The sequence below is a fragment of the Sphingomonas sp. G-3-2-10 genome (assembly GCF_012927115.1).
Taxonomy (GTDB): domain Bacteria; phylum Pseudomonadota; class Alphaproteobacteria; order Sphingomonadales; family Sphingomonadaceae; genus Sphingomonas.
Genome location: NZ_JABBFY010000002.1, coordinates 179121 through 203904, shown reverse-complemented (window position 1 = coordinate 203904; position 24784 = coordinate 179121). Strand labels below are relative to the sequence as shown.

Sequence of the window (24784 nt, the reverse complement as noted above, 5' to 3'; positions counted from 1 at the left end):
CCGCGCTCGTTCATAAGCCGTCACGCGCGCTCGTTCATGCGCGGGCAAGGATCGCGCACCGATAGGCAGGCCGCCGTTCCGGCCTGTTCCACGAGTGCCCTTGACCGCTTCCCCGCCCTTGTTCGAGTTCGCCTCGCGGCCGCTCCGCGCGCCCGAGCGCACGCCGGCCGCGCTCGACCGGCTCTCCCGGCGCGCCCGGCCCTACGTCACCCATGAGGCTTCGCTGGCGCTGCTGATGCTCCTCGTGGCGCTTGCCGCGCGGGCGGCGCAGTTCGGCAATCCGGTGCTCCATGTCGACGATCAATTCTATCTGCTCGTCGGCGAGCGGATGCTGTGGGGCGATGCGCCCTATTCGGACATCTGGGATCGCAAACCCGTTGGCCTGTTCCTGATCTACGCCTTTGCGCGGATGATGGGCGGAGACGGGGTGATCCAGTATCAGTTGCTGGCGACGGGTTTTGCCGCGGCGACCGCGTTCGTCATCGCTCGCATGTCGCGCCCGATGGCCGGTGCGCATGGCGGCGCGGCGGCCGGCGTCGTCTATCTGCTGTTCCTCGGCATCTTCGGAGGCGAGGGCGGGCAATCGCCGGTCTTCTACAATCTGATCGTCGTGCTGGCTGCATGGATCGTGATGCGCATCGTCGTCCACCCGGGCTTCGGATGGCGCGGCTTCGCGACCGGGCTTGCCGCAACCGCGCTGGCGGGGCTGGCGATCCAGATCAAGTACAGCGTGGTGTTCGAAGGCGCGTTCCTCGGGCTGGCGCTGGTCTGGAAGGCACACCGTGAAGGCGTCCGCTTGCCGCTGCTCGCGGCGATGGCCGGGGCCTGGATGGCGGCGGGGCTGGCGCCGACCGCCGCGGCATGGGGCTGGTATGCCGCGCAGGGGCAGGGGGAGACGTTCGTCGTCGCCAATTTCCTGTCAATTCTCGTGCGCGGACACGAAGCGCCCTGGGTGCTGATCAAGCGTGTCGCCGGAATGGCGATCTTCCTCGCGCCGTTATGGCTGGCGGCGATCGCGGCGCGGCGGGTGCCGTTGCGCGGGATCTGGGACGGCGAGCGCGGGGCGCGGCACTTCGCCTTGCTGTGGGCGATGGCGGCGATCGCCGGGGTGCTGCTGTTCGGGAGCTATTTCGATCACTACGCCTTGCCGCTGATCGCGCCGCTGGCAGTGGCCGCCGCGCCGCTGTTCGGCCATGCCCGAGCCGGGATCAGCTTCACCGCGCCGGGCACGGCATGGCGCATCCCGGTGGCGATCGCGCTGATGGGCTATGCCACCATATCGAGCATCACGATCATCAACGAAAATCGCCGCACGCGCGGATGGGGGCCGCAGGTCACCGCGCTGGCACAGGTGGTGAAGCAGCGCCTCGGCCCGGGATGCCTGTTCGTCTATGATGGCGATCCGGCGCTGTACCGGATGACGCACAGCTGCCTGCCGACCCGGCTCGCCTTTCCCGGCCACCTCGTCCATGCGCGAGAGGATGGCGCGGTGGGCATCGACACGCTGGCCGAAACGCAGCGGATCATGGCCGGCCGGCCCCGGCTGGTCGTCTCGACGCTGGAGCCCGATCACGCGGTCAATCCGCGCACCAATGCCTTCATGCGCAGCCAGCTTGCCCGCGCCTATCGCCCCGCCTTCACCCAGCGGATCGGCGGGCGCTACTTCACCGTGTTCGAGCGCCGCGACGGAGTCTAGTGCAGCTTGGGCATGGCGCGCGCGCCGGATTCGGGGCCGACCGACTGGAAGAATTCCATCGGCTCCACTTCCGCGCCGGGCAGTTCGAACCGGCTGGCGGCGATGTCGGCGGTATCGACGGACACCAGCTTGAGGCCCTTGTCGTCCGCGGCGTTCTTGCCGATGCGGATCGGCGTGCCCTTTGCGAAGAGTTCGGCGGCGCGGGCGCTCAGATCGGCGTCGGCGAGGAGCATGTCGACGACCGGCAGCACCTGCGTCAGGGATTCCAGGAACACCCGGCCGATCGGCGCAAGCTGCGGATCGGCGCTCATCACGAATTCGAGCAGCTCGCGGCTCCGATCGGCCTCGCTGGCGTCCGGCTTGAGCGGGCCGAACCGCCACAGCGTGCCGACGCGCCCGGCAACGGTTTCGTTCGTCCCGCCGGGGATCACCTGAAACTTCATCTTCTCGTCGTTCTTCGACGCGACGTCGGCAATGCCCTTGAGCTGTGACGACAGCATCGCGATGAATGCGTCGGCGCGGGTGACGACATAGTCGCCCTTGGGGTTCTTTGCCGCGAGATAGTCCACGCCGTTGCGGCGGATCAGGATGAATGCGCCAGCGATTTCGGCGCGATGATCGCCGCCGTCATCGACTTCGATCACCACTTCCTTGCTGCCCGCCGAATAGCGCGCGGTGACATCGGCCAGCGCGGGCGCGGGCATCAGCATCAGCAGGGCGGTCAGCAGGACTTTCATGCGCATCCGGAATCTCCTTGGGCCCAGCATCGGCGAACCAGTGTTCGCGGGCAAGAGGCTGCGCTAGAGGAGCTGTCCAATGGCCATCACGCGTCTCGTCCTGACCGATTTCCGCAACCATGAAGACGCGGTGCTCAGCCCCGGGCCGGGCTTTGTCGTGCTCGCGGGAGAGAATGGCGCGGGCAAGACCAATATACTCGAGGCGGTGTCGCTGCTCGCTCCCGGGCGTGGCCTGCGCCGCGCGAGCGTAAGCGAGATGGCGCGGCAGGGCGGATCGGGCGGCTTCGGCGTCGCGGCGCGGCTTGGCGATGTCGATATCGGCACCGGCGCACAGCCCGATGCGCCCGAACGGCGGCTGGTGCGGATCAACGGCGCGGCGGCGGCGGCGACCGCGCTGGCCGAATGGCTCACCGTGTTGTGGCTCACCCCGGCGATGGACCGGCTGTTCGTCGAGGGGCCGGGCGAGCGCCGCCGCTTCCTCGACCGGCTGACCCTCGCACTGGCGCCGGGCCATGCCCATCATTCGAACCGCTACGACGCCGCGATGCGCCAGCGGAACCGCATCCTCGCCGAAGACGGCCCGCCCGATCTCGGCTGGCTGGGCGCGCTCGAAGCACGGATGGCCGAACATGGCGCTGCGATCGAAGCCGCGCGGCGCGACGCGGTGACCGCGCTGGGCGAGCGGCTGGCGGCGCAGGCCGAGGGGCCGTTCGCGCGCGCCGGCCTGACGCTGGAAGGCTGGGCAGGCGACGCGGACAGCCTGATCCGCGAACTGGCCGAGGGCCGCCGCCGCGATGCCGCCGCGGGCCGCACGCTGGCGGGGCCGCACCGCGCCGACCTGATCGTCACGCATCTCGGCAAGGGTCAGCCCGCGCATCTCTGCTCCACCGGCGAGCAAAAGGCGCTGCTGCTGGGCCTCGTCCTCGCCCATGCCGAACTGGTGGCGGAGCGCGTCGGCCGCGCCCCGATCCTGCTGCTCGATGAAGTCGCCGCGCATCTCGACCCCAGCCGTCGCGCCGCGCTGTTCGACAGGCTAAGCGGCAAGGGACAGGTATGGATGACCGGCACCGAGGCCGCCTTGTTCGAGGCGGTGCCGGGCGATGCGACGCGCTACCACGTCGCGCACGGCGCGATTCTGCCGGACTAGAGCCGCTCCAGCGTCTCCCGCGTGCGTTCGGTGACGACATTCCCCGTATTCAGCGTCGTATCGGGCTCGACCAGCAGCACGTGGCAGTCCGGCCCGATCGCTTCGGGACAATGCTCGACGCCCTTGGGCACGATCAGGAATTCGCCGGGCGACAGATCGATATCGCCGTCGCGCAGCTTCATCCGCAACAGGCCCGAGACGACGAGGAACATCTCGTCCTCATGCTCGTGATGATGCCAGTCGAACGCGCCTTCCAGCTTCACGAGCTTGATCGCGGTGTCGTTCACCTGCCCCGCGATGCGCGGGCTCCACGGTTCATCGAAACGGGCAAAGGCCTGGGCGAGGTTGATCTTCTGCATGATGCGGCTCCGCACTGTCTGGACCGGGTTGCGCCATTCGTGGCAGGATCGCAACCGTTCGAGGAGGGCAGGCGATGCTCGCGATGCTGTTGCTGATTGCCGTGCAGGATGTGCCCGGCCCGCCGGCCGACGACGCGGTGGCGGTGGAGGCCCCGCTCACCCGCCAGCGCTGTTCCCGGAATGCGGACGAGATCGTGGTGTGCGGCACCGCGGAGTCGCCACGCCTGCAAGCTCTGCCCGAACCTGAAACGCAGCGCGTCTTCGGTCCTGCGAGGGTGCAGCTGTCACCCAACAAGCGCGCCGGATTGCGCGCCGAAAATAGCGGAAACCCGACTTTGTCCGCGCCCCGGATGATGCTGGATTTCACGATCGATTTCTGAGGCGACAAAGCCCCCATTTTGCTTCCGTTTTGTGACCTTCGTTCCTATATGCTTGGCATGGCAAGCGACGACACGACTCCCGAAAATCTCCCCAACGCGAACAGCTACGGCGCAGACTCGATCAAGGTCCTCAAGGGCCTAGACGCGGTCCGCAAGCGGCCGGGCATGTATATCGGCGACACCGACGATGGTTCGGGCCTCCACCACATGGTGTTCGAAGTCTCGGACAACGCGATCGACGAAGCGCTTGCCGGGCATTGCGACCGGATCATCATCCAGCTGAATCCGGACGGGTCGGTCTCGGTCGAGGATAATGGCCGCGGCATCCCCACGGGCATCCATGCCGAGGAAGGCGTGTCGGCAGCCGAAGTCATCATGACCCAGCTCCACGCCGGCGGTAAGTTCGAGAACACGTCGGACGACAATGCCTACAAGGTCTCGGGCGGCCTCCACGGCGTGGGCGTTTCGGTCGTCAACGCGCTGTCCGAATGGCTCGATCTCAACATCTGGCGCGATGGCGAGGAGCATTGGATGCGTTTCGCCTATGGCGACGCCACCGCCCCGCTCAAGGTGATCGGCAAGGCGCCCGAGGGCAAGAAGGGCACCCGCGTGACCTTCCTCGCCTCGACCGAAAAGACCCCCGGCGACGGCGGCACCTTCAAGAATCAGATCGAGTTCGACTTCGAAAAGCTCGAGCATCGCTATCGCGAACTGGCCTTCCTCAATTCGGGCGTCCGCCTGTTCCTGCGCGACGCGCGGCACGAAGAGGTCAAGGAAGTCGAGCTGTTCTACGAAGGCGGCATCGCGGCTTTCGTGAAGTGGCTCGATCGCAACAAGCAGCCGCTCTTCCCGGATCCCATTTCGGTCACCGGGCATCGCGACGATATCGGCATCGACGTCGCACTGGAGTGGAACGACTCCTATTACGAAAACGTCCTCTGCTTCACCAACAACATCCCGCAGCGTGACGGCGGCACCCATCTCGCGGCGTTCCGCGCGGCTCTGACCCGCACGATCAACGGCTATGCCGACAAGTCGGGCCTTCTGAAGAAGGAAAAGGTCACTCTCACCGGCGACGATATGCGTGAGGGTCTCACCGCGATCGTCTCGGTCAAGCTGCCCGATCCCAAGTTCAGCTCGCAGACCAAGGACAAACTCGTCTCGTCCGAAGTCCGTCAGCCGCTCGAAGCGCTGATGGCCGACAAGATGACCGACTGGCTGGAAGAGAATCCCGCCCTCGCCCGCGCGATCATCCAGAAGGTGATCGACGCCGCCGCCGCGCGCGAGGCCGCCAAGAAGGCGCGCGAGCTGACCCGGCGCAAGGGCGTGATGGACATCGCGTCGCTCCCCGGCAAGCTGGCCGATTGCCAGGAGCGCGATCCCGCCAAGTCCGAACTCTTCCTCGTCGAGGGTGACTCGGCGGGCGGCTCGGCCAAACAGGGCCGCGACCGCCATTTCCAGGCGATCCTTCCCCTGCGCGGCAAGATCCTCAACGTCGAGCGCGCGCGCTTCGATCGCATGCTTGGGTCTCGCGAAATCGGCACGCTGATCCAGGCGATGGGCACCGGCATCGGCCGCGACGATTTCAACGTGGAGAAGCTGCGCTACCACAAGATCGTCATCATGACCGACGCGGACGTCGACGGCGCGCATATCCGCACGCTGCTGCTGACCTTCTTCTATCGCCAGATGCCCGAGATCATCGCCAACGGGCACCTCTATATCGCCCAGCCGCCGCTTTATAAGGCGAGCAAGGGCCGGTCGGAGGTGTACCTGAAGGACGACAGCGCGCTCGATCAGTATCTGGTCGACGCCGGTGTCGGCGGCAATGTCCTCGAAACCGGTGCGGGCTCGCGCTCGGGCGACGATCTGCGCACCTTGGTCGAGCATGCCCGCCGGATGCGCACGCTGATGCGCTATGTCCCGCGCCGCTACGATCCCAACATCATCGAAGCGCTGGCGCTCGGCGGGGCGTTCAACCCCGAAGCGCTGCGCGAACAGCGCGAAGCCGCATTGCAGGTCGTCGTCAGCCGCCTCGACGCGGCGGACGCCGATGCGCGCTGGTCGGCGCGGGTCAGCGAAGAGGGCGGCTATCATTTCGAACGGCTGTGGCGCGGCGTGACCGATCACCACATCGTCGAGGCGCCGTTCCTCGTCTCGGCCGAAGCGCGCAAGCTCCACACGCTCGCCAGCGAACAGACCGACAGCTATCTCGCTCCGTCCAAGCTGGTTTCGGCCAAGGGCGCCGCGTTCGACACCGAAGCCCCGCTGGAGAATGTCGAAGAGGTCGAGGAAGCTGTCACCGTCGGCAAGGGCGAAGCGCTCGTCTCGCGTCCCTCGCAGCTGCTCGATGCGATCCTGGCCGCTGGCCGCAAGGGCCTGTCGATCCAGCGCTACAAGGGTCTGGGCGAAATGAACGCGGAACAGCTGTGGGAAACCACGCTCGATCCGCAGAACCGTTCGATGCTCCGCGTGGCGATCGATCAGGCCGACGTGGCCGACGAGATCTTCACCCGCCTGATGGGCGACGTGGTCGAACCGCGCCGCGAATTCATCCAGGAAAACGCGCTCAGCGTGGCGAACCTGGACGTTTGATCTTTAAATCCTCCCCCGGAGGGGGAGGGGGGCCGCGAAGCGGTGGAGGGGGCTTGCCTCAAGCAATCGCCTGTGGCCCTCTCCCTCCGTCAGCTGCGCTGGCACCTCCCCCCGCCGGGGGAGGATTTAGCGCTGGTTACCCCCGAAACGCCCATCGCAACGTGCCAGCAAACCCGCGCGTCCCCGCCCGGATCGCCGGTCGCGTAACCCCGGGCGCTTTCAGCCCGTGCATCTCCCGCGCCCAGCCGGGCAGCAGATCCACCGCCGCCGCGAAGATCATCTTCTGCACCGGCGCGACGGCCATGCTCGGCGCAGGCTGATCGAGCACCAGCCGCGCCACTTCGCGCGATCTCGCATCCGCCACTAGTTCGCTTCGCATCTCGGCGATCAGCGCCTCGCCTTCGGCGCGCGTACGCGGCACGGGATCGGCGCCCAGCCGCTCGGCGATGATCGCAAACTCGGCGAAATAACGGTCCTGATCGGTCATGCTCATGTCCGGCTCGGCATAGCGGATCCACGCGTCGAGGAAGCTTACCGCTTCGGTCACATGCACCCATGCCAGCAGCCGGGGATCGTCGGCGGCATAGGGCGTGCCGTCGGGCAGCACCCCGCGCACCCGGGTATGCACCTCACGCACCTTTTCGATCGCGGCTTCAGCGGCTTCCAGCGAATCATAGCCGGTCACCGCGATGAACCGCGCGGTGCGCCGCAGCCGCCCCAGCATGTCCTGCCGGAACGCCGAATGGTCCCACACCCCGGCGAGCACGGCGGGGTGGAGCATCTGGAGCAGCAGCGCCGAAACGCCCCCGACCATCATCGTCACCACATCGCCATGCACCCGCCAGCACACCGATTGCGGACCGAACAGCCCGTCATCGCGGCGGATCACCGGGGTCTCGCCGCGCTCCTGATCATTGAAGGTCTTGCGAACCTGCGCGATCAGCGCGCGGCGGAGGGGATTGGACGTCATGGATTCAGGCGAATAGCTCCCACAGCGTCCACACGCCAATGACGATGAACAAACCGGCCGAGATCTTGCGCACCAGATCGAAGTTCAGTCTGCCGAGCAGCTTGTCGCCCAGCAGCACGACCGGCGCATTGGCGACCATCATGCCCAGCGTCGTGCCCATCGTTACTGCCACCACGTCATCGAACCGCGCGCCCAGCGCCACGGTGGCGATCTGTGTCTTGTCGCCCATCTCGACGAGGAAGAAGGCGATGGTCGTCGCCAGGAACGGGCCGAAGCGCGACGGTTTTGCTTCATCCTCGTCGAACGTGTCGGGGACCAGCGTCCACAGGCCCATCGCGACGAACGACACGCCGATCGCGATGCGGAACCAGTTGCTGGAGAGAAAATCGGCCGCAACCGTGCCGAGCAGGGCCGCGAGGAAATGATTGGCGACAGTTGCCACGAAGATGCCGGCGATGATCGGCCAGGGCTTGCGGAACCGCAGCGCCAGCACGACCGCGAGCAGCTGCGTCTTGTCGCCGATCTCGGCGAGCGAGACGAGGCCGAGGGAGGTGAGGAATGCTTCCATGAACTATACTCGGGGCCGGGCGGACATGGACACGACGACAACGCCTCTCCCGCCCGACCATGAGCGGAAAGCCGTTGCCATCGGTCTCGCCTGAAGCACTCCGTTTCCGGACCGCTCCTGCCGCGCCATGAGGTCTCCCCCAAGTATGTTGACGCTGGCATCCGCCCCAAAGGACGGCGGGCTACTCCCCGAATGACAGGGGTCCGGTAGGCGCACCGGATCGCCGCGTCAATCTTGTCACGGCGCGCCGGGAATGCGATTCTCCGGCGCGAACAGTTGGAGCGTTACATGCGGGGATCGATCATAGTCGCGGCGATGGCGGCCTCGGGGGCGGCCTCGGGCGCGCCGATGGCCGCGCAGGCGCAGGCGGTGCCCGCTGCCGCACCTGCATCGGCTGCCGATCCGCTGGTCGATCCCTTCTTCGATGCGCTGAAACGGGGGCAGGTGGTACAGGCGCTGGCCGGCCTGACCAAAGCCGCGCCGCTGCTGGGCAAGCGCATCGCCGATGCCGACGAACTGCCCAAACAGATTCAGGCTGCCCTCGATGGCTATGGCCCGGTGCTCGCATGGGAGCGGATCGAAACGACGCCACTCGGCAGCCTGCTCCGCCGCGATACCTGGCTGGTCCAGCACCGCGACTATGTGACCCGCTGGCGCTTCGTCTATGCCCGCACCGCCTCAGGCTGGACGCTGACGTCGTTCGTGTTCGACGATCAGGTCCCCAGCTGGTTCGATTAACAGCAGTTCGTTTCCCTCTCCCATAGGGAGGGGAAGAATATGTCGGCATCCCGTGAACCTTAACCCGGATCATTACGCTTCCGGTTGCGACTCTCCTGCCCGCTGATATGACGTCATGACGGCAGCAAGGGGTGATTCCTTATGATCCGGGCACTGATCCTGACCGCGGGCGTCGCCCTTCTCGCCACCGCCGGATCGGCGCAGCTTCAGCCGCTGGACGAAGGCACGGTGATGGACGCGGTCGAGCGGCTCAAGCCCGGCCAGTTCATCTGGGTTCCCGAGATCGCACCCGAAGGGCCGATGCTGGTGGTGGTGAACATCGCGACCCAGCGGCTGGTGGCCTATCGCAACGGCGTGCCGATCGCGGTTTCCACCGTCTCCACCGGCCGCGCGGGGCATCGCACGCCGCAGGGCGTCTTCACCATCCTCCAGAAGAATGTGAAGCACCGCTCCAGCACGTACAACAATGCGCCCATGCCCTATATGCAGCGGCTGACGTGGCGCGGCATCGCGCTGCATGGCGGCAATCTGCCGGGCTATCCCGCTTCGCATGGCTGTGTCCGCCTGCCGCACGAATTCGCCAAATTGCTGTTCGATCAGACCTCGCTCGGCATGACCGTGGTGATTGTCAACCAGCCGGGGCAGCTTCGCGTAGGGCCGAACGCCCAAACGGCGTTCGAGCCCCCCTCCGGGTCATTCGCGCCCACGACATGGCGTCCCGAGCTTTCGCCCTATGGCCCGGTTTCGATCGTGGTCAGTGCCGCGGATCGCCGGATGGTGGTGCTGCGCAACGGGATCGAGATCGGATCGGCGCCGGTGCAGTTCGATGGCGTCGTCGATCGCACCCAGGCCTATGTCCTGCAAAGCGTGAGCGGTGGCGATTATCGCTGGAAGCGGGTGACGCTGAGCGGCGAGCGGGCGACGGCCAGCGCGATGGCCGCGCCCGATGGCGGCGCGTTCCAGGGCACCGATCTGTTCCGTCAGGCGCTGGCGGGAGTCGTGCGGCCGGGGACGACGATGATCGTCATTCCCGATTCGCTCGGCCTCACCGCGCGTGCGACTGTCCGGCCCCAGCAGATCACGGTTATCGAGGCGGAACCGGCTGCTTATTTAGACACCGGTGTCACCAGCGGGCGCTGATATCTGCGAGAAGATGATTGACGCTACGGCTGCTGCGGTGCAGCAAGGCGACCCTATGGCCAGCCCGACGATCGCGAACAATCCCGACATCCGCCTTTTGGGACGCCTGCTCGGCGACGTCATTCGAGCCTATGGCGGGGACGAGCTGTTCCGGCGGATCGAATATATCCGTGCCGCGTCGGTCGATCGCCATCGCGGCGTGGTCGGCGCCGATGCCGTCGATCCGGGCCTCGACCGGCTGACCCTCGACGAGACGCTCGATTTCACGCGCGGCTTCATGCTCTTCTCGATGCTCGCCAACCTTGCCGAAGACCGGCAGGGCGTCGAAGTCGAAAGCGGCGCGGATGTCGCCAGCACGCTGAAGCGCCTCAAGGCCGACGGGATCGGCCGCGAGGCAGTGATGCAGCTGCTCGATCACGCGCTGATCGTCCCCGTCCTCACCGCGCATCCCACCGAAGTGCGCCGCAAGTCGATGATCGACCACAAGAACCGCATCGCCGAACTGATGGCGCTGAAGGATCTTGGCCTCGAAGAGACCGAGGATGGTGACCGGATCGACGATGCGATCCTTCGCCAGATCGCGTTGCTGTGGCAGACCCGCGTCCTGCGCCGCGAGAAGCTTGGCGTGGCCGACGAAGTCGAGACCGCGCTGTCCTACCTCCGCGATGTGTTCCTGCCCGTGCTGCCCGCGCTCTACGCCCGCTGGGACCGCGCCCTTGGCGATCGCGCGCCGAGCTTCCTGCGCGCCGGCAGCTGGATCGGCGGCGACCGCGACGGCAATCCCTTCGTCACCGCCGATTCGATGCGCCATGCGCTGGCCCGCGCGGCGGAGACCGTGTTCGTCTATTATCTCGATCAGGTCCATGCGCTCGGCGCCGAGCTGTCGATCTCGACCGAGCATGTCCAGGTCGATTCCTCGGTCCTCGAACTGGCCGAAGCCAGCCACGACACCGCCGCCAGCCGTCAGGACGAGCCGTATCGCCGCGCGCTCTCCGGCATCTATGCGCGCCTCTCGGCCACGCATCACAAGCTGATCGGCAAGGCTCCGCCGCGCCCCGCGCCGCTCGCCGCCGCGCCCTATGCCGATCCCGCCGAGTTCCGCGCAGAGCTGACTGCGATCGCGCGCGGCCTTACGCTGGAAGGTAACGGCCCGCTCGCCAGCGGCGGCGCGCTCGGGCGGCTGATCCGCGCGGTCGAGACCTTCGGCTTCCATCTCGCCACGCTCGACATGCGCCAGAACAGCGCGGTCCATGAGCGCGTCGTTGCCGAACTGCTCAAGACCGCCGGCGTCAGCGAGGATTATCTCGCTTTGTCCGAGGACGAACGCGTCGCACTTTTGCGCAGCGAACTCGCGGGCCCGCGCCTGCTCACCAGCCCCTATGCCGAATATTCGGAGGAAACCGCTTCCGAACTCGCCATCGTCCGCGCCGCCGCCGATGCGCACAAGCGCTATGGCCGCGGCTGCATCACCCACTACATCGTCTCGATGGCGCAGTCGGTCTCGGACCTGCTCGAAGTCCATGTGCTGCTCAAGGAAGCCGGCCTCTACATCCCCGGCGAGCCGCCTCAGGCGCACATCATGGCGATCCCGCTGTTCGAGACGATCGGCGATCTCGAAAGCGCGCCGGGCATCATGCAGCACTGGCTCGGCCTGCCCGAAGTCGCCGCGATCACCGGCGAGCGCGGCCATCAGGAAGTGATGATCGGCTATTCGGACAGCAACAAGGACGGCGGCTACCTCACTTCGACCTGGCAGCTCAGCCGCGGCTCGACCGCGCTCTCGCGGGTGTTCGAGAAGTCGGGCGTCGCGATGCAGCTGTTCCACGGCCGCGGCGGCTCGGTCGGCCGTGGCGGCGGCTCGTCCTACGCCGCGATCCTCGCCCAGCCGCCGGGCACGGTGCAGGGCCGCATCCGCATCACCGAACAGGGCGAAGTCATCGCCGCCAAATACGGCACCCGCGCCAGCGCGATGACCAACCTTGAGGCGGTCACCTCGGCGACCCTGCTCGCCAGCCTCGAGCCGGAAAAGCTCGGCGCATCCGACGCCCAGCGCTTCGTTGCTGCGATGGACCAGCTCTCGGATCGCGCGTTCAAGGCCTATCGCGGTCTCGTCTATGAAACCGAGGGCTTCCGCAGCTTCTTCCGTCAGGCCACCCCGATTGCCGAGATCGCCGGCCTCAAGATCGGCTCGCGCCCCGCGTCCCGCAAGAAATCCGATGCGATCGAGGATCTGCGCGCCATCCCCTGGGTGTTCAGCTGGGCGCAGGCGCGCATCATGCTGCCGGGCTGGTACGGCGTCGGCGCCGCGCTCTCCTCGTTCGAGGACAAGGGCCTGTTGCGCGAAATGGCCGAGGGCTGGCCCTTCTTCGCCGCCACGCTCGCCAACATGGAAATGGTGCTCGCCAAGTCCGACATGCGCATCGCCGCGCGTTACGCCGCGCTGGTCGAGGACGATGCCCTGCGCGACGGCATCTTCAGCCGCATCCGCGACGGCTGGCAGGAAACGCATGACGGCCTGCTGCAAGTCACTCGCCAGACCCGCCTGCTCGAAAAGCATCCCGCGCTCGAAGCGTCGATCCTGCTGCGCCTGCCCTATATCGAGCCGCTCAATCTGCTTCAGATCGAGCTGCTCAAGCGCCACCGTGCCGGCGAAGATGATGCCCGCATCGGCGAAGGCATCCTCCTGTCGATCAACGCAATCGCCACCGCGCTGCGCAACAGCGGGTAACGCCAGCCTTCCCTTGCGTAGACTAGGGTCTGCTTCTTCAGCAGGCCCCAGTCGGAGCTGGCTGAGGGGTTTCGGGAGCCGTCGAGAGGGCAAAACCCCTCACCTGCCTCCGCTAAGGCAGCAAGCTGCCAAGCTGCCAAGCTGCGATACCTCTCCCTATGGGAGAGGAAAGAGTGGGAACCAGCCCTATTTGATCCGATGCCAATGCTGCGTCTTGCAGACGATCCCCAGCAGCGTGCACCCCGAAACCCGGATCAGATCGCCGCTCAGCTGCGTCACCGTGCCCGAAGCACTGGTGTTGATGTCCGGCACGAACACCTTGCCGCGCCACGTCCCGTCGCTGCCCTTCTGCAGGTCGCGCAGCAGCACGCTGCCGATCAAATCCCTGCCGCTGCCCTTGCGCGCATCGGCGCGCTGCTGCTCCGCCGCCCAGGTCACCGTGCCGCACAGCGATTTGCCGCACGGGGCCAGCTTCATATGCACCGTATTCTTGGTGTTGCGCCATTCGCCCTGCAATCCGGCGGCGGGCTGGGCAGGGGCGGCGGCGCTGAGCACCAGCGCGCTGGCGGCAATTGCAAACAGTCGAATCTTCATGGCGCCCAATCTCTGCGGTCAACATGCCGTTTCAAAGGCGCAATCGTGGCAGGATCAGGCTTGCCCCAAACTGAACCCCTTTTGCGCCAGAGCATTGCGGTGCGCCCGTGCGAGCGGATAGGGCTGGCACATGACCACCCCCCCCGCGGACATCGTTCCCGACACCGAACATCGCGGCATGATGCGGCTGCTGCCCGCGGCCGCGCGGCCCTATGCGCTGCTCGCGCGGTTCGACCGGCCGATCGGCTGGTGGCTGCTGTTCTGGCCCGGCGCATGGGCGATCGCGCTCGCGGGCCGCGCGATCGAGCGGTGGGACATGATCCTCTGGTTCCTGCTCGGCAGCATCGCGATGCGCGGCGCGGGCTGTGTCTATAACGACATCGTCGATCGCGATCTCGACCGTCAGGTCGCCCGCACGCGCAGCCGCCCGCTCGCCAGCGGCGCGGTGAGTCTCAAGAAGGCATGGGTCTGGCTCCTCGCGCTCTGCCTGATCGGCCTGATCGTCCTGCTTCAGCTGACCCCCAGCGCCGCCATCGTCGCGATGGCCAGCCTCGTGCTGGTCGCCGCCTATCCCTTTATGAAGCGGATCACCTGGTGGCCGCAGGCGTGGCTCGGCCTCGTCTTCTCCTGGGCGGCTTTGGTCGCATGGGCGCAGACCGGCGTGGCGGCCTATGGCTGGCTGCCCGGCCTGCTGCTCTATGCCGGCTCGATCTTCTGGGTAATCGGCTACGACACGATCTACGCGCTGCAGGATGTCGAGGACGATGCGCTGGTCGGCGTCCGCTCCTCCGCGCGGCGGCTCGGCGGGCAGGTGAAGCCCGGCGTCGCCACTTTCTACATCCTCGCCCTCATCCTGTGGGGCGCGGCGCTGTGGCAGATGCGCGCCGAATGGCTGGCGCTCCTCGCGCTGCTGCCCGTTGCGCTGCACCTCGCCTGGCAGGTGCTGACCCTCCGCCCCGAGGACGGCGCAGGCGCGCTCGACCGCTTCCGATCAAACCGGTTCGCGGGGCTGCTGATGTTCGCCGCATGCCTCGTCGTGGGTCAGACGGTTTGATCTTGCGGCGTTGCGACCCTAAGTCGCATCGATGCTGAATACCGAACAGGCCCGCGAGCGCGTCCACGATATCGTCGGCCGCGCACGCCGCGCGGGCGCAGACGCCGCCGATGCCGTACTGATCGCCGACCGATCGCTCTCCGTCTCCGTCCGCATGGGCGCGCTTGAGGATGTCGAGCGTTCGGAAAGCGCCGAGCTTGGCCTGCGCGTATTCTCTGGTAACCGCTCCGCCAGCGTATCGACGTCGGATCTCAGTTCGGCTTCGCTCGACACGCTGGTCGAGCGGGTGCTCGCGATGGCGCGCGAAGCCCCCGAGGATCCCTGGGCCGGTCTCGCGCCCGACGCGATGTTGCTGAGCGGCAGCGCGCCCGATCTCGATCTCGACGATAGCGCGGACGCCGATCCGCAGGCGATGCGCGATCGCGCGCTGGAAGCGGAGGATGCCGCGCGCGCCGTGCCGGGCGTCACCAACAGCGAAGGCGGCGGCGCCAGCGCGAACCGCTCGGTCACCGCGCTTGCCACCAGCAACGGCTTCACTGGCGGCTATGCCGTGACCAGCCACATGATCTCCGCCAGCGTGCTCGCGGGCAGCGGCGGCGAGATGGAGCGCGACAGCGCGTGGCACTCCGCCCGCCATGCCGCGATGCTCGAAGCGCCCGACGCGATCGGCCGCCTGGCCGGTGAGCGTGCGGTCTCGCGCCTCAATCCCGGCCGCGTCGCCAGCGGCGCCATGCCGGTGGTGTTCGACCGCCGCGTATCGGGGGGCCTGCTCGGCCACTTCATCGGTGCGATCACCGGCTCTTCGATCGCGCGCAAGACGAGCTTCCTGCAGGAGCATCTCGGCAAGCAGGTCTTTGCAAAGGGCGTTACCTTGCACGAGGATCCGCACCGCCTGCGTGGCCTGCGCTCGCGCCCGTTCGACGGCGAGGGGCTGCCGGTCGGCCCGCGCCGGCTGGTCGAAGATGGCGTGCTTCAGACGTGGCTGATGGAAAGCGCCTCGGCGCGACAGCTCGGGTTCGACCCCACCGGTCATGCCGCGCGCGGCATTGCGGGCGCGCCGGGTGCCGCGCCCAGCAATTTGTGGATGAGCGCGGGCGATCAGTCGTTCGACGCGTTGATCGCAGATATCGATACGGGCATCCTCGTCACCGAACTGATCGGGCAGGGGGTCAATGGCGTGACTGGCGATTATTCGCGCGGCGCGGCGGGCTTTCTGATCGACAAGGGCCAGATCGCCGGTCCGGTCTCGGAGATTACTATCGCGGGGAACCTGATCGACATGTTCCTCGCCGCGATCCCCGCAAGCGACCTTGAATTCCGCTACGGGATCAATGCCCCGACCCTGCGCATCGACGGGATGACCATCGCGGGTGACTGAACTGGGCGCAGCCGTCGCGGCGATCGCCGCCGAAGCCGGAAAGCTGGCGATGGATCGCTGGCGGACGGATTTCAGGCGCTGGGAGAAGGTGCCCGGCAGCCCGGTGTGCGAAGTCGATCTCGAAGTCGACGCCTTTCTCCGCCAGCGGCTCGAGGCGCTGATCCCCGATGCCGGCTGGCTGTCGGAGGAGACCGCCGACAATCGCGACCGGCTCGAGGCCGATCGCGTCTGGGTGGTCGATCCGATCGACGGCACCCGCGACTATATCCGCGGACGCCCCGGCTGGGCGGTGTCGGTGGCGCTGGTCGAGGATGGCCGCCCGGTGATCGGTGTGCTCGATGCCCCCGCGCGTAACGAGCATTGGTTCGCCGAAATGGCGATGGGCGCCTCGCGCAACCGCAAGCGCATCCACGCCGCGCGGCGCAATGTTCTGGCTGGCGCGCGCGTCCCTGCAGATCAATTGCCCAAAGTTGACGCTGATCTCGTCGCCGTTTTCAAACCCAATTCGATCGCCCTGCGCATCGCGATGGTCGCGGCGGGCGAAGCCGATCTGGTCGCCTCGCTGCGCTGGGGCAACGAATGGGACATCGCGGCTGCCGTGCTGATCGCCCGCGAAAGCGGCGCGAAAGTCACGAATGCACTGGGCGCGCCGGTCAGCTTCAACTCTCCGGATGGCGAAGCCTTCGGCGTAGTCGCGGCGGTGCCGGGCATCCACGATGCCGCGATCGAGCGGCTGCGGGAGCGGGCGCTAGGGGCGTTGAAGCGGTAACCAATCCTCCCCCGTAAAGGAGGTGGCGCCGAAGGCGACGGAGGGGGCGGACACGAAACAGAAATGGCCGCTTGCCTCCCCTGGCGGGGGAAGATTTAGCGGTTCGCTACACCAATCAACGCCGTTGACGGAACCGCCAGCACCGCGCGATCCCCCGCGGCAACGCCAACTTCCGTGACAACTTGTGCCTTTTCGGCGTCGCTCAGCGAGGTCCAGTCGGGCGACATGCCGAACAACGTGTCAGGCGCTTCCAGCGCAGCGACGTCCAACAGATAGTCGTGCGTGGCGCTTTCGATACGCGGATGTTTGTATCCCGCCGCGATCAGTTCGCGCGCGAAGTCCGCCGGATCGCTCAGCGCCTGCACCGCTTCGGGCATCTGCATGCTCTCGCGCTCGGGCCACAGCTTCGCCCGAACCTGCCCCAGCAGCAGGAAGGTCGCCGCTCCCCGGCTCTGCCAGGTCGCGACAACGCCCTGTCCGCCGGGCCGCGTTACTCGCGCCATCTCGCGCAGGCCCTTGCGCCAGTCGGGGAACATCATCACGCCGAAGATCGATGCGACAACATCGAAGCCCGCGTCCGGCAAGTCGAGGGCCTGCCCGTCCATCACTTTCGCTTCGACATTGGCCAGCCCCGCCGCCGCGATCCGCCCGACCATGCCCGCCGAAAAGTCGGTCGCCAGCACCTGCGCCCCGCTCCGCGCCGCCGCCAGCGCGAACGCCCCGGTTCCCGCGGCAATGTCGAGCACGCGGCTCTGCGGCGTGATGGCGGTCATCGCCAGCGCATCCTCTGCGTACATCGACGTGAAGGGGTGGGCGGTCTTCTCGTAATGGCTGGCGGCATTGTCCCAGTGATCGGGATTCTCGAACGTCTTCATTCCATTGGCCTCGCGAATCATGTAACATCATAAGTATCATGATGGGAGGCCCTTGCCAATTGCGCATCACCTTCGCCACCTTGCGGGGATGAGAAAGGACAGTCGTCTCTCCCGCATGCTCCACGTGCTGCTGCATATGGCCCGGCACGACGGGCCGATGACGTCGGAGGTTATCGCGGCCATGCTCCAGACCAACGCCGTGGTCGTCCGCCGCACGATGGCGGGCCTGCGCGACGCCGGTTACGTCCGGTCGGAAAAGGGGCATGGCGGCGGCTGGGTACTCGCCAGCGACCTCGCCAATGTGTCGCTGCTCGATGTCCATGAAGCCGTGGGCGGGCCGAGGATCTTCGCCATCGGCAACGAGCACCCCAACCCCGCCTGCGCTGTCGAGCAGGTGGTCAATGCGGCGGTAGAGGATGCACTGGCGGAGGCAGAAAAGCTGCTGATCGAACGGCTTGGCTCGGTCAGCCTCGCCGAACTGGCGGCGGCGTTCGACGCCCGCTGCGGGGCTTAGCCCGCGATTTCGTCGTCCTTGTAGCGGATCTGGAGATAGCGTCCGCGCGTCGCCAGTGCGTCGAGGTCGCCTTGCGCGATCTGGGTGGTCATCTCCGCGATCTCGTCGTCGATCAGCTGCAGGCCCTGCGTCAGCTGCTGGTCAGGCGTCAGCCCGTTGCGCTCCACCTTGCGCAGCGGTTCGGGCACTCGCTGATAGCCTTTGACCAGTTCGGGCAACTGCTCGCCGATCAGCTTGCGCACCTCGGCTGCGGCTGGCTCGCTCTCGTTCAGCGTGGCCAGCTGCGGCGCCAGCGTCTCCAGCTTCACTCCGATCGAATCGACCAGGGTCCGTACCGGCGCGGGCAGGGCGGGGCGCTGCGTCTCCAGCCAGCGCTCGGTGGTCATCGGCAGCGCCTTGAGCGGCACTTGGCCCAGCGCCTCGACCGTCACCGGCGCGCTGACGGGCATGATCGCGAAGAAGGCCGTGGCGAGGATCAGCAGCGCCATCACGCCCAGCGCGCCCATCATGCCCAGCGGGTAGAACAGCCCGACCACGATCGCGCCGATAATGATCAGCGCATCGGCGCCCGCAATCCGGCCGAGCCGCCTCGCGAACTCGACTTCCTTGTTGCGGCGGGTGCGCTGGGAAACGGCGCGGTCTCGCGTCCGCTCCAGCAGTGCATCGGCCCGTGCCAGTTCGCGATCGACGTCGGTCATCAGTCTTACAGGGCCTCGAGCTTGAAGGTTTCGGTGCCCCCGCCGACCTGGTTCTGCGCCGCCCCTTCGGCACGGGCGATATAGCCCTTCGACTTCTCGACTTCGCTCGACAGCGTGTTGACCGTGGTCTTCATGCTGTCGAGTGCCTTGAGCTTGAACGTGTCGATCGCGTCCATCGTGTCGTAGATGTTCTGGAACGCGCGCTGGAGCGTCTCGACCGGAATGGTCGAGCTTGCCGCCTGCTCATGGATCGCGGCCGACTGGCTTTTGAGCAGCGCGCCGGTCGAGTCGATCAGGCCCGCCGTAGTGGTGTTGAGTGCAGTGATCTGGTCCAGCACCAGCCGCTGGTTGGTCAGCGCCTGCGCCACGGTCACCGCGGTGCGCAGCGCCGATACGGTCGTGGTCGAGGCGCGATCGACGCCCTTCACCAGCTCGACATTGTTCTTCTTGACCAGATCGAGCGCGAGATAGCCCTGCACCGTCACTGCCATCTGGGTGAGCAGATCCTGGGTGCGCTGGCGGACATAGAATAGCGCGGTTTCGCGCACTGCCTTGGCCTTGGCCGGATCGGTGTGGTCGAGCTCGTTGGCCTTCTCCTCGAGCTTCGCGTCCATCTCCTTGGAGAGATAGATCATCTGTTCGAGGCGCCCCATCGAGGTCCACAGATTGGCGCGCTCGGTGTCGATCGCGGCATTGTCCATCAACAGCTCGTCCTTGCCGCTGGCAAGGCTCTTGAGGATCGCGTTGATGTGGCTCTGCGACGACTGGTATTTGCGGAAATAGCCGGTCAGGCCCGAACCGAACAGCTTCTGGAGGAAGCCGCCGCCGCCAATCAGCTTGCCGTTCTTGCCCGGATCGAGCTCCTCGACGGTTTTGCGCAGCGCGAGCAGATCGGCGCCGACGCCGGTTTCCTGATCCATCGCGCGCACCGGGCGGTCGAGGAAACGGTTCGACTGGCCCGCGGCGTCGCGGATTTCCTTCTGGCCCATCGCCGCGATCGCATCGACCCGCTTGCCGAATTCGGGCGAGTTCACGTCCTGCGCGATCAGATCGTCGATGAAGCTTTCGACCCGCGTCTGCAACTCGGTCTTCTTCGTATCCTCGACCGGCACGAGTCCGGCGGCCTTCGCGGGCGCGACCGCTGCTACGGGCGTGGGGGGCGTGAGCACCAGATCCGCTTCGGCCACCTGCGTCTCGCTTGCCATTCAAACCTCCAAAAAACCGGTGCTCCACATCTAGAGCAGTTCGCACCGGCATCAAGTGTATTGCAAATATAGTACACCAGTCGCTTGCCGCCAAGAGCAGGCTAGTTGGTCTCGGTATATTTGCTCTCGCTGCGGACGATCTGCTGGCCCTGATTCAGCGGCTGGAGGCGGCAGCCGTTCTGCGGCGCGCTTTGCTGAAGGCAATATTGGGTGGTGTCGGTCACGCCGCTCGCAGTCGCGGTCTTGCCGGCATCGGCGGAGAGGCGCTCGATCTTCTCGCCGGTCACCAGTAGCAGGTGGCACGAACCGCTGCTCGACGCGCGGCAATTGAGGATCACGTTGCCCGAGGGAATATCGGCCTCAAGCATTGCGGATACGCTCTGGCTCTTGGTCACCTTGCCGCCGCACCCTGCGACCAGCAGTGCCGCGGCCACGATCATCACCCGTTTCATCGCCATAACCTCGAATGTGTATTATTGTCGCAATACACAATAGCCTCTTTCCGCCCGCAAAATCCAGTGCCAAACCCTCACTTCACGATCTTGAAGGAGGGGAATCTGGTGTTGGTCCGGTCGTTGGTGTTGCTTGCCTCTGTCGCGATGACTGCCCCGCTTTCCGCGCAGGCCCAGACCTGTTCGATGCCGGCCGCATTGGCCGAGCGGGTGTGCGCCGATGCCGATCTGGCGAGGCTCGACGCGCAGCTGGTGGCGACGGAGAAGCGGGTCGAGGCGGCCACTTCGCGTCCGGCGACGTGGGCGGTGCGGGCGCGCCAGTTTCGCGAGGATCTGGCGACGCAGACCGATGGCGAAGACAAACCCCTGGGCCGCGAGGCGCTGATCGACCAGATTCAGAGCCGCATCGCCGAGCTGGAGAATGAGATCGTTCGGGCGAAGGGCATCGCGGCGGTGCGCGACGCCAATTCGGTGGCGACGGGCAGCAAATGCCTCTCGGCATGGCTGAGCATGAACTGCATCGTGCCGATGTCGGGCGTGCTGCGCGACGGCGACGGGACGAAGATCGTCTGGCAATTCCAGAGCGGCGCTTCCGAAGCAGATGGCGGTGCGACCGGCGTTCTGCTGTGGGACGCGAGCAAGCCGGGCGCTCCCAAGCTGATCGGCTGGACCTTCGAAGGCGTGATGATGGAAGCGCCGCGCTACAATGCCGAGAGCAAATTGCTGTGGGTGCCCGGGCGGATGGTCGGCACCGGCGATCATAATGCCGACATCCTCTACCAGAAGCGCGGCGACCGCTGGGTCGAGATCGACATGGGCGGGTGGAACGCGGCGCTGGAAGGGCGGCTGCCGAAGGGACTCGGCGTGTGGCACGGCGTCGATTACAGTTTCACCGGCGACGCGATGGGCGCCGAGACCGACCTTTGGAAGGACGCGGACGCCAATTGCTGCGCCACCGGCGGCCGCGCCAATCTGGAGTTCGCCATTGAGGGCGACGCGCTGAAGCTGACCGGAATCTCGGCGCAGACCGAGGGGCCGGGCAGTGAGTGGAAGGATTATTGATCCGGCTCAGCCGCGCATCTCATAGCGCATCGCGCCGATCTCGTTCCCCTCGGTATCGAGGAAGCGAATCAGCGCGCCGACCGTGGGGATCACCGATTTCGGCATGGTGATCGTTCCCCCGGCGGCGGTGACGCGCGCAGCCACTGCATCGACATCGTCCACCCCGAAGGTGGGTTCGACACCGGTCAGCCCGGTGCCGGTGCGCGGCACATGGCGCTGCTGGAGGAGGCCCTGTACGCCCGGCGCGTCGCCGGTGCCGGTATGGATCAGATAGAAGCCCGGCGGCCCCCACGGCTCGAACGCCCATCCGAACACGGCTTCGTAGAAATGGCGGGCGCGATCGACATCGTCGGCATGGATCGCGAAGGAAGCGAGATTGGCGGGCATCCGGGTCTCTCCTGTCTGTCGATCGCGAATGTGGCGGGGTCGCTACTGCGCCGCAATCCCGCTATTCCGGCACACAATGTCGCGAAAACGGCGTAGCGTGGCCGACGAGCCCTTCCTGCTGGTGCGCAGCCAGGCCAGCGATCATCGCGCGGGCGAGGCAATCGCGCCGCATGTCCATGACTGGCACCAGCTGATCTTCGCCGCGAGCGGGGTGATGCGCGTGTGGACCGAGCGCGGCTCATGGGTCGCGCCGCCCAGCTGGGCGATCTGGGTGCCGGGTGGCGTGCGGCACGGGATCGGCTTTGCCGGGGCGAGCCTGTTGCGCACGCTCTATCTCGAACCCGGATGGGCCGGCGATGTGCCGGGAGATTGTGCCGTCGCCAGCGTATCGCCGCTGCTGCGCGAGCTGGTGCTGCGCACGGTCGAGATCGGGATGCTGGATGGGCGCGACGCGCACGAGGCGGCGCTGGCGCTGTTGATCCGCGGCGAGATCGCGCAGCGCGGGGTGCCGCCGTTCGACTTGCCCCAGCCGCAGAGTCCGGCGCTGCGCGCAGCTGCCGAACGGGCGCGGGGCGATGCTCCGCCGGGGCTGATCGCGGAGGAAGCCGGCATGAGCCTGCGCGTCCTCGAGCGCCGCTTCCTTGCCGAGACCGGGCTCAGCCTCGGCCGATGGCGGCGGCAGGCGCGATTGCTCGCGGCGATGGAGCAGCTTGCGGCGGGCGCGTCCGTAAAGCGTGTCGCGGCCAGCGCAGGCTATGCGACGCCCAGCGCCTTCGTCGCGGCATTCCGGTCGGCGTTCGGCGAGACGCCCGGCCGCTACTTCCAGCGGGCCTAGCCCTCGCGTCCGGCCTTCAGCGTCCGGCCCCACCACGCCAGTTCGTCGAACAATGCCGCCAGAGCCTTCTGGTCATAGCCATCGGCGTTGAACCGGTCGCCGTCGCGCTTTGCGCCGGGGCGGATCAGGTGGACGGCATTGTTCAACGGCGCCATCTCCAGCGCGATCGAAGTCATGCGGAGTTGCTCGACCGAACGCGCGCCGCCCGCGCCGCCATAGGCGACATAGCTGACCGGCTTGCGGTTCCACTCCGCGAACACCGTGTCGAGCGCGTTCTTGAGCACCGCGCTGGACGAGTGATTATATTCGGGCGCGATCAGGATATAGCCGTCCGCGCTCGCGATCTTCTCCGCCCAGCGGATCTGGAGCGGATCGGCATAGTTGCCCGCTGCCGGCGGTTTCGGATGCGGGAAGAAGGGCAGGTTCCAGTCCTTCAGGTCGACCAGTTCGCATGACAGATCGTCGCGGTCCTCCGCCTGCTCCATCACCCAATTGCCCACCGGCAACGCCATGCGGCCCTCGCGGACCGATCCGAGGATAACGAGGATGTTGAGGGGCGGCATGGCTGAATCCTTTCACCGCGGGCTATCGGCCAAGCCGGACGGCGAAAGCAATATGGCGCGGGATGGCTTGAGCGGGCGGGTGCCCGATTGCAAAATTCCGCATCGGACTGCCTTGAGCCCGCCTGCTTTGCGATAAGTCAGGCGGCCCGGAATTATATCCTTGTGGCGGCCACATCGAAGGAAAGGAAAATGGCCCCATGTTCGTAATAAGTGCAGATTTCGATTCTGAATTTTCAGTCCAATTCGGATAGATATCTCGATTATTGTTCTTGCGCGCCAGCGCATGTTTATTGATTATGGAATTGAAGTGCGCGTTACGTCCTTGGGGGAGGAACATGACGGGGCAATCAGAACAACAATCCGATACTGTTAGCGAAGAAGCCAGCTTGCTCGAATGGATCCGCCGCCGGGCTCTGATTTTGGCCAATATCGGCCTCCTGATCGCGATTGCATCACTCCAGAAATTTCAGGACCCGCAAATCGCGGGAGGTATCTACGACCTCTTAATGTCGTTTTTGATCAATGCGTTTGCGGTGTCCTTGATCGCGATGTGCCTGGAAATTTTCTATCGCAAAGTGTCGGATCGAGAGAAGCATATCGCGATTGCAACTGTGGTCGCCCAGCAGAATAGGCATTTCCTCGCTGATTATATCACCAGCCAGAACAGGCAGAATTTATTGGGACTTCATGCGGTTCAGTCCAGAAGAAGCATAAGGGAAATTGGGGATCAGATTAAGGGCGCTAAATCCCGTGTATGGTTATTGGACTGGTGGGATCCAAACCTGGCAAATTTCATGAATCAGATTTGCGAAATATCTGATCGTGTTGATGTGCGGATCGCTATCCAAGACCCGTCAGCCGAAGTTTCGCATCGCGCATATTCGGTGGATTTGAAGAATATTTTGGGAGGCTCCGATGATGTAAAAAATGGCATCGATGGAAATATACTCGCCTTAAAGACGAGGCGTTATGACTTGAATGGTACGAAAATAAGATATTTCCAAACCAATATATCGATACCGATTTTGGTGATAGACGACCTGATCTACACCGGTTTCTACCTTCATGGCGTCGTTTCAACGGAGAGGCCGCAGCTCGTGATTGATGCTGACGAGGCCCTCGGAAAAGTAGTCCTTTCTGAATTCACGAACGTCTGGGACTATCGCTGTGTTTCGGAATATGAACTTCCTGACTGGGTCCTGAAAACCCTGCCTAGGACCGGTGGCGCTTCCTAGGGCGCTTTTTTCGCCGGTCTCGTAGCAGGCGCGGGTTGGGACACAGCCTCTTCCCGCAGCGCACCATTTCCGCTATGCGCCCCCGCGAACCGCACACCCGCGGCA

Annotated in this window: 25 protein-coding genes and 1 riboswitch; of the genes, 14 read left to right on the top strand and 11 right to left on the bottom strand. The window is 65.9% G+C overall.

Annotation, left to right across the window (positions count from 1 at the left end; all coding sequences use genetic code 11):
* Positions 1–118: 118 nt before the first annotated feature.
* Complete coding sequence (locus HHL13_RS17550; protein WP_169557228.1) at positions 119–1696, top strand: hypothetical protein; 1578 nt, start codon at positions 119–121, stop codon at positions 1694–1696.
* Here HHL13_RS17550 and HHL13_RS17545 read toward each other — a convergent pair.
* A complete protein-coding gene (locus tag HHL13_RS17545; protein ID WP_169557227.1) occupies positions 1693–2439 on the bottom strand; it encodes a hypothetical protein in 747 nt (248 codons plus the stop codon). The two genes, HHL13_RS17550 and HHL13_RS17545, sit on opposite strands and share 4 nt — an antisense overlap.
* Positions 2440–2512: 73 nt before the next feature.
* Between HHL13_RS17545 and recF the strand changes: the two genes are divergently transcribed.
* Positions 2513–3580, top strand: coding sequence for a DNA replication/repair protein RecF (gene recF, locus HHL13_RS17540; RefSeq protein WP_169557225.1), 1068 nt, complete (start codon positions 2513–2515; stop codon positions 3578–3580).
* On the opposite strand, the gene HHL13_RS17535 is transcribed toward recF, so the two are convergent.
* Positions 3577–3939 carry a cupin domain-containing protein gene (locus HHL13_RS17535; RefSeq protein WP_169557223.1) on the bottom strand — a complete coding sequence of 121 codons (363 nt, stop codon included), beginning with the start codon at positions 3937–3939 and terminating at the stop codon, positions 3577–3579. The two genes, recF and HHL13_RS17535, sit on opposite strands and share 4 nt — an antisense overlap.
* Positions 3940–4013: 74 nt before the next feature.
* Between HHL13_RS17535 and HHL13_RS17530 the strand changes: the two genes are divergently transcribed.
* Together HHL13_RS17530 and gyrB are read left to right on the top strand one after the other, a co-directional pair.
* Complete coding sequence (locus tag HHL13_RS17530) at positions 4014–4319, top strand: hypothetical protein (RefSeq protein WP_169557221.1); 306 nt, start codon at positions 4014–4016, stop codon at positions 4317–4319.
* Positions 4320–4367: 48 nt separating this feature from the next.
* On the top strand, positions 4368–6914 hold the full coding sequence (gene gyrB / locus HHL13_RS17525; protein WP_169557220.1) for a DNA topoisomerase (ATP-hydrolyzing) subunit B: 2547 nt from the start codon (positions 4368–4370) through the stop codon (positions 6912–6914).
* Positions 6915–7050: 136 nt separating this feature from the next.
* Here the strand turns inward: gyrB and HHL13_RS17520 are convergent, their stop codons facing one another.
* Together HHL13_RS17520 and HHL13_RS17515 are read right to left on the bottom strand one after the other, a co-directional pair.
* The gene (locus HHL13_RS17520; RefSeq protein ID WP_169557218.1) at positions 7051–7884 is read right to left on the bottom strand and encodes an oxygenase MpaB family protein; all 834 of its coding nucleotides are present in this window, start codon (positions 7882–7884) and stop codon (positions 7051–7053) included.
* A gap of 4 nt (positions 7885–7888) precedes the next feature.
* On the bottom strand, positions 7889–8452 hold the full coding sequence (locus tag HHL13_RS17515; protein WP_169557216.1) for a TMEM165/GDT1 family protein: 564 nt from the start codon (positions 8450–8452) through the stop codon (positions 7889–7891).
* A 12-nt stretch (positions 8453–8464) separates the two neighbouring features.
* Positions 8465–8655, bottom strand: a riboswitch (yybP-ykoY riboswitch).
* Positions 8656–8740: 85 nt separating this feature from the next.
* Here HHL13_RS17515 and HHL13_RS17510 point away from each other — a divergent pair.
* The 3 genes from HHL13_RS17510 to ppc all read left to right on the top strand — a co-directional run bounded on the left by HHL13_RS17510 (position 8741) and on the right by ppc (position 13058).
* A complete protein-coding gene (locus HHL13_RS17510; protein WP_169557214.1) occupies positions 8741–9190 on the top strand; it encodes a hypothetical protein in 450 nt (149 codons plus the stop codon).
* A gap of 141 nt (positions 9191–9331) precedes the next feature.
* Positions 9332–10330, top strand: coding sequence for a L,D-transpeptidase (locus tag HHL13_RS17505; protein WP_169557212.1), 999 nt, complete (start codon positions 9332–9334; stop codon positions 10328–10330).
* Between the two features lie 55 nt (positions 10331–10385).
* Positions 10386–13058: a phosphoenolpyruvate carboxylase gene (gene ppc, locus HHL13_RS17500; RefSeq protein WP_169557210.1), complete on the top strand. Its 2673-nt coding sequence runs from the start codon at positions 10386–10388 to the stop codon at positions 13056–13058.
* A gap of 186 nt (positions 13059–13244) precedes the next feature.
* Here the strand turns inward: ppc and HHL13_RS17495 are convergent, their stop codons facing one another.
* The gene (locus HHL13_RS17495) at positions 13245–13652 is read right to left on the bottom strand and encodes a DUF2147 domain-containing protein (RefSeq protein ID WP_169557208.1); all 408 of its coding nucleotides are present in this window, start codon (positions 13650–13652) and stop codon (positions 13245–13247) included.
* 130 nt (positions 13653–13782) lie between these two features.
* On the opposite strand from HHL13_RS17495, the gene ubiA reads away from it, so the two are divergent.
* The 3 genes from ubiA to HHL13_RS17480 are packed head-to-tail and all read left to right on the top strand — an operon-like array spanning position 13783 to position 16853.
* Positions 13783–14706, top strand: a complete 924-nt coding sequence (gene ubiA, locus HHL13_RS17490) for a 4-hydroxybenzoate octaprenyltransferase (protein ID WP_169557206.1) — start codon at positions 13783–13785, stop codon at positions 14704–14706.
* A 31-nt stretch (positions 14707–14737) separates the two neighbouring features.
* Entirely contained in the window at positions 14738–16084 is a 1347-nt protein-coding gene (locus HHL13_RS17485) for a metallopeptidase TldD-related protein (protein ID WP_169557205.1), read from the top strand.
* Positions 16077–16853, top strand: coding sequence for a 3'(2'),5'-bisphosphate nucleotidase CysQ (locus tag HHL13_RS17480; RefSeq protein ID WP_169557203.1), 777 nt, complete (start codon positions 16077–16079; stop codon positions 16851–16853). The genes HHL13_RS17485 and HHL13_RS17480 overlap by 8 nt, the downstream gene beginning before the upstream one ends.
* A 95-nt stretch (positions 16854–16948) precedes the next feature.
* Here HHL13_RS17480 and HHL13_RS17475 read toward each other — a convergent pair whose 3' ends face one another.
* Positions 16949–17728 (bottom strand): methyltransferase domain-containing protein, encoded by a 780-nt coding sequence (locus HHL13_RS17475; RefSeq protein ID WP_169557201.1) that lies wholly within the window; start codon positions 17726–17728, stop codon positions 16949–16951.
* Positions 17729–17816: 88 nt separating this feature from the next.
* On the opposite strand from HHL13_RS17475, the gene HHL13_RS17470 reads away from it, so the two are divergent.
* The gene (locus HHL13_RS17470; RefSeq protein WP_169557200.1) at positions 17817–18242 is read left to right on the top strand and encodes an Rrf2 family transcriptional regulator; all 426 of its coding nucleotides are present in this window, start codon (positions 17817–17819) and stop codon (positions 18240–18242) included.
* Here HHL13_RS17470 and HHL13_RS17465 read toward each other — a convergent pair.
* The 3 genes from HHL13_RS17465 to HHL13_RS17455 form a co-directional block, all read right to left on the bottom strand.
* A complete protein-coding gene (locus tag HHL13_RS17465) occupies positions 18239–18940 on the bottom strand; it encodes a hypothetical protein (RefSeq protein ID WP_169557198.1) in 702 nt (233 codons plus the stop codon). The two genes, HHL13_RS17470 and HHL13_RS17465, sit on opposite strands and share 4 nt — an antisense overlap.
* 5 nt (positions 18941–18945) lie before the next feature.
* Entirely contained in the window at positions 18946–20145 is a 1200-nt protein-coding gene (locus HHL13_RS17460; protein ID WP_169557196.1) for a toxic anion resistance protein, read from the bottom strand.
* 101 nt (positions 20146–20246) lie between these two features.
* The gene (locus HHL13_RS17455; protein ID WP_169557195.1) at positions 20247–20603 is read right to left on the bottom strand and encodes a hypothetical protein; all 357 of its coding nucleotides are present in this window, start codon (positions 20601–20603) and stop codon (positions 20247–20249) included.
* Positions 20604–20723: 120 nt separating this feature from the next.
* Here HHL13_RS17455 and HHL13_RS17450 point away from each other — a divergent pair, with 120 nt between their 5' ends.
* On the top strand, positions 20724–21659 hold the full coding sequence (locus tag HHL13_RS17450) for a hypothetical protein (RefSeq protein WP_169557193.1): 936 nt from the start codon (positions 20724–20726) through the stop codon (positions 21657–21659).
* 6 nt (positions 21660–21665) lie between these two features.
* Here HHL13_RS17450 and HHL13_RS17445 read toward each other — a convergent pair whose 3' ends face one another.
* Positions 21666–22046 (bottom strand): VOC family protein, encoded by a 381-nt coding sequence (locus tag HHL13_RS17445; RefSeq protein ID WP_169557191.1) that lies wholly within the window; start codon positions 22044–22046, stop codon positions 21666–21668.
* A 97-nt stretch (positions 22047–22143) separates the two neighbouring features.
* Here HHL13_RS17445 and HHL13_RS17440 point away from each other — a divergent pair, with 97 nt between their 5' ends.
* Complete coding sequence (locus HHL13_RS17440; protein ID WP_169557190.1) at positions 22144–22881, top strand: helix-turn-helix transcriptional regulator; 738 nt, start codon at positions 22144–22146, stop codon at positions 22879–22881.
* Here HHL13_RS17440 and HHL13_RS17435 read toward each other — a convergent pair.
* A complete protein-coding gene (locus HHL13_RS17435) occupies positions 22878–23444 on the bottom strand; it encodes an NAD(P)H-dependent oxidoreductase (RefSeq protein WP_169557188.1) in 567 nt (188 codons plus the stop codon). The genes HHL13_RS17440 and HHL13_RS17435 overlap by 4 nt on opposite strands.
* 269 nt (positions 23445–23713) lie before the next feature.
* Here HHL13_RS17435 and HHL13_RS17430 point away from each other — a divergent pair, with 269 nt between their 5' ends.
* Positions 23714–24679 (top strand): hypothetical protein, encoded by a 966-nt coding sequence (locus HHL13_RS17430; protein ID WP_169557186.1) that lies wholly within the window; start codon positions 23714–23716, stop codon positions 24677–24679.
* Positions 24680–24784: the final 105 nt, after the last annotated feature.

Bases quoted from the DNA above. Each gene is read 5' to 3' on its own strand.
- ubiA (WP_169557206.1), top strand. From the start codon at position 13,783: ATGACCACCCCCCCCGCGGACATCGTTCCCGACACCGAACATCGCGGC.
- HHL13_RS17505 (WP_169557212.1), top strand. From the start codon at position 9,332: ATGATCCGGGCACTGATCCTGACCGCGGGCGTCGCCCTTCTCGCCACC.
- HHL13_RS17475 (WP_169557201.1), bottom strand. From the start codon at position 17,728: ATGAAGACGTTCGAGAATCCCGATCACTGGGACAATGCCGCCAGCCAT.
- gyrB (WP_169557220.1), top strand. From the start codon at position 4,368: ATGCTTGGCATGGCAAGCGACGACACGACTCCCGAAAATCTCCCCAAC.
- HHL13_RS17530 (WP_169557221.1), top strand. From the start codon at position 4,014: ATGCTCGCGATGCTGTTGCTGATTGCCGTGCAGGATGTGCCCGGCCCG.
- HHL13_RS17470 (WP_169557200.1), top strand. From the start codon at position 17,817: ATGAGAAAGGACAGTCGTCTCTCCCGCATGCTCCACGTGCTGCTGCAT.
- HHL13_RS17495 (WP_169557208.1), bottom strand. From the start codon at position 13,652: ATGAAGATTCGACTGTTTGCAATTGCCGCCAGCGCGCTGGTGCTCAGC.
- HHL13_RS17515 (WP_169557216.1), bottom strand. From the start codon at position 8,452: ATGGAAGCATTCCTCACCTCCCTCGGCCTCGTCTCGCTCGCCGAGATC.
- HHL13_RS17510 (WP_169557214.1), top strand. From the start codon at position 8,741: ATGCGGGGATCGATCATAGTCGCGGCGATGGCGGCCTCGGGGGCGGCC.
- HHL13_RS17435 (WP_169557188.1), bottom strand. From the start codon at position 23,444: ATGCCGCCCCTCAACATCCTCGTTATCCTCGGATCGGTCCGCGAGGGC.
- ppc (WP_169557210.1), top strand. From the start codon at position 10,386: ATGGCCAGCCCGACGATCGCGAACAATCCCGACATCCGCCTTTTGGGA.
- HHL13_RS17545 (WP_169557227.1), bottom strand. From the start codon at position 2,439: ATGCGCATGAAAGTCCTGCTGACCGCCCTGCTGATGCTGATGCCCGCG.
- HHL13_RS17485 (WP_169557205.1), top strand. From the start codon at position 14,738: ATGCTGAATACCGAACAGGCCCGCGAGCGCGTCCACGATATCGTCGGC.
- HHL13_RS17535 (WP_169557223.1), bottom strand. From the start codon at position 3,939: ATGCAGAAGATCAACCTCGCCCAGGCCTTTGCCCGTTTCGATGAACCG.
- HHL13_RS17520 (WP_169557218.1), bottom strand. From the start codon at position 7,884: ATGACGTCCAATCCCCTCCGCCGCGCGCTGATCGCGCAGGTTCGCAAG.
- HHL13_RS17445 (WP_169557191.1), bottom strand. From the start codon at position 22,046: ATGCCCGCCAATCTCGCTTCCTTCGCGATCCATGCCGACGATGTCGAT.
- HHL13_RS17455 (WP_169557195.1), bottom strand. From the start codon at position 20,603: ATGGCGATGAAACGGGTGATGATCGTGGCCGCGGCACTGCTGGTCGCA.
- HHL13_RS17465 (WP_169557198.1), bottom strand. From the start codon at position 18,940: ATGACCGACGTCGATCGCGAACTGGCACGGGCCGATGCACTGCTGGAG.
- recF (WP_169557225.1), top strand. From the start codon at position 2,513: ATGGCCATCACGCGTCTCGTCCTGACCGATTTCCGCAACCATGAAGAC.
- HHL13_RS17460 (WP_169557196.1), bottom strand. From the start codon at position 20,145: ATGGCAAGCGAGACGCAGGTGGCCGAAGCGGATCTGGTGCTCACGCCC.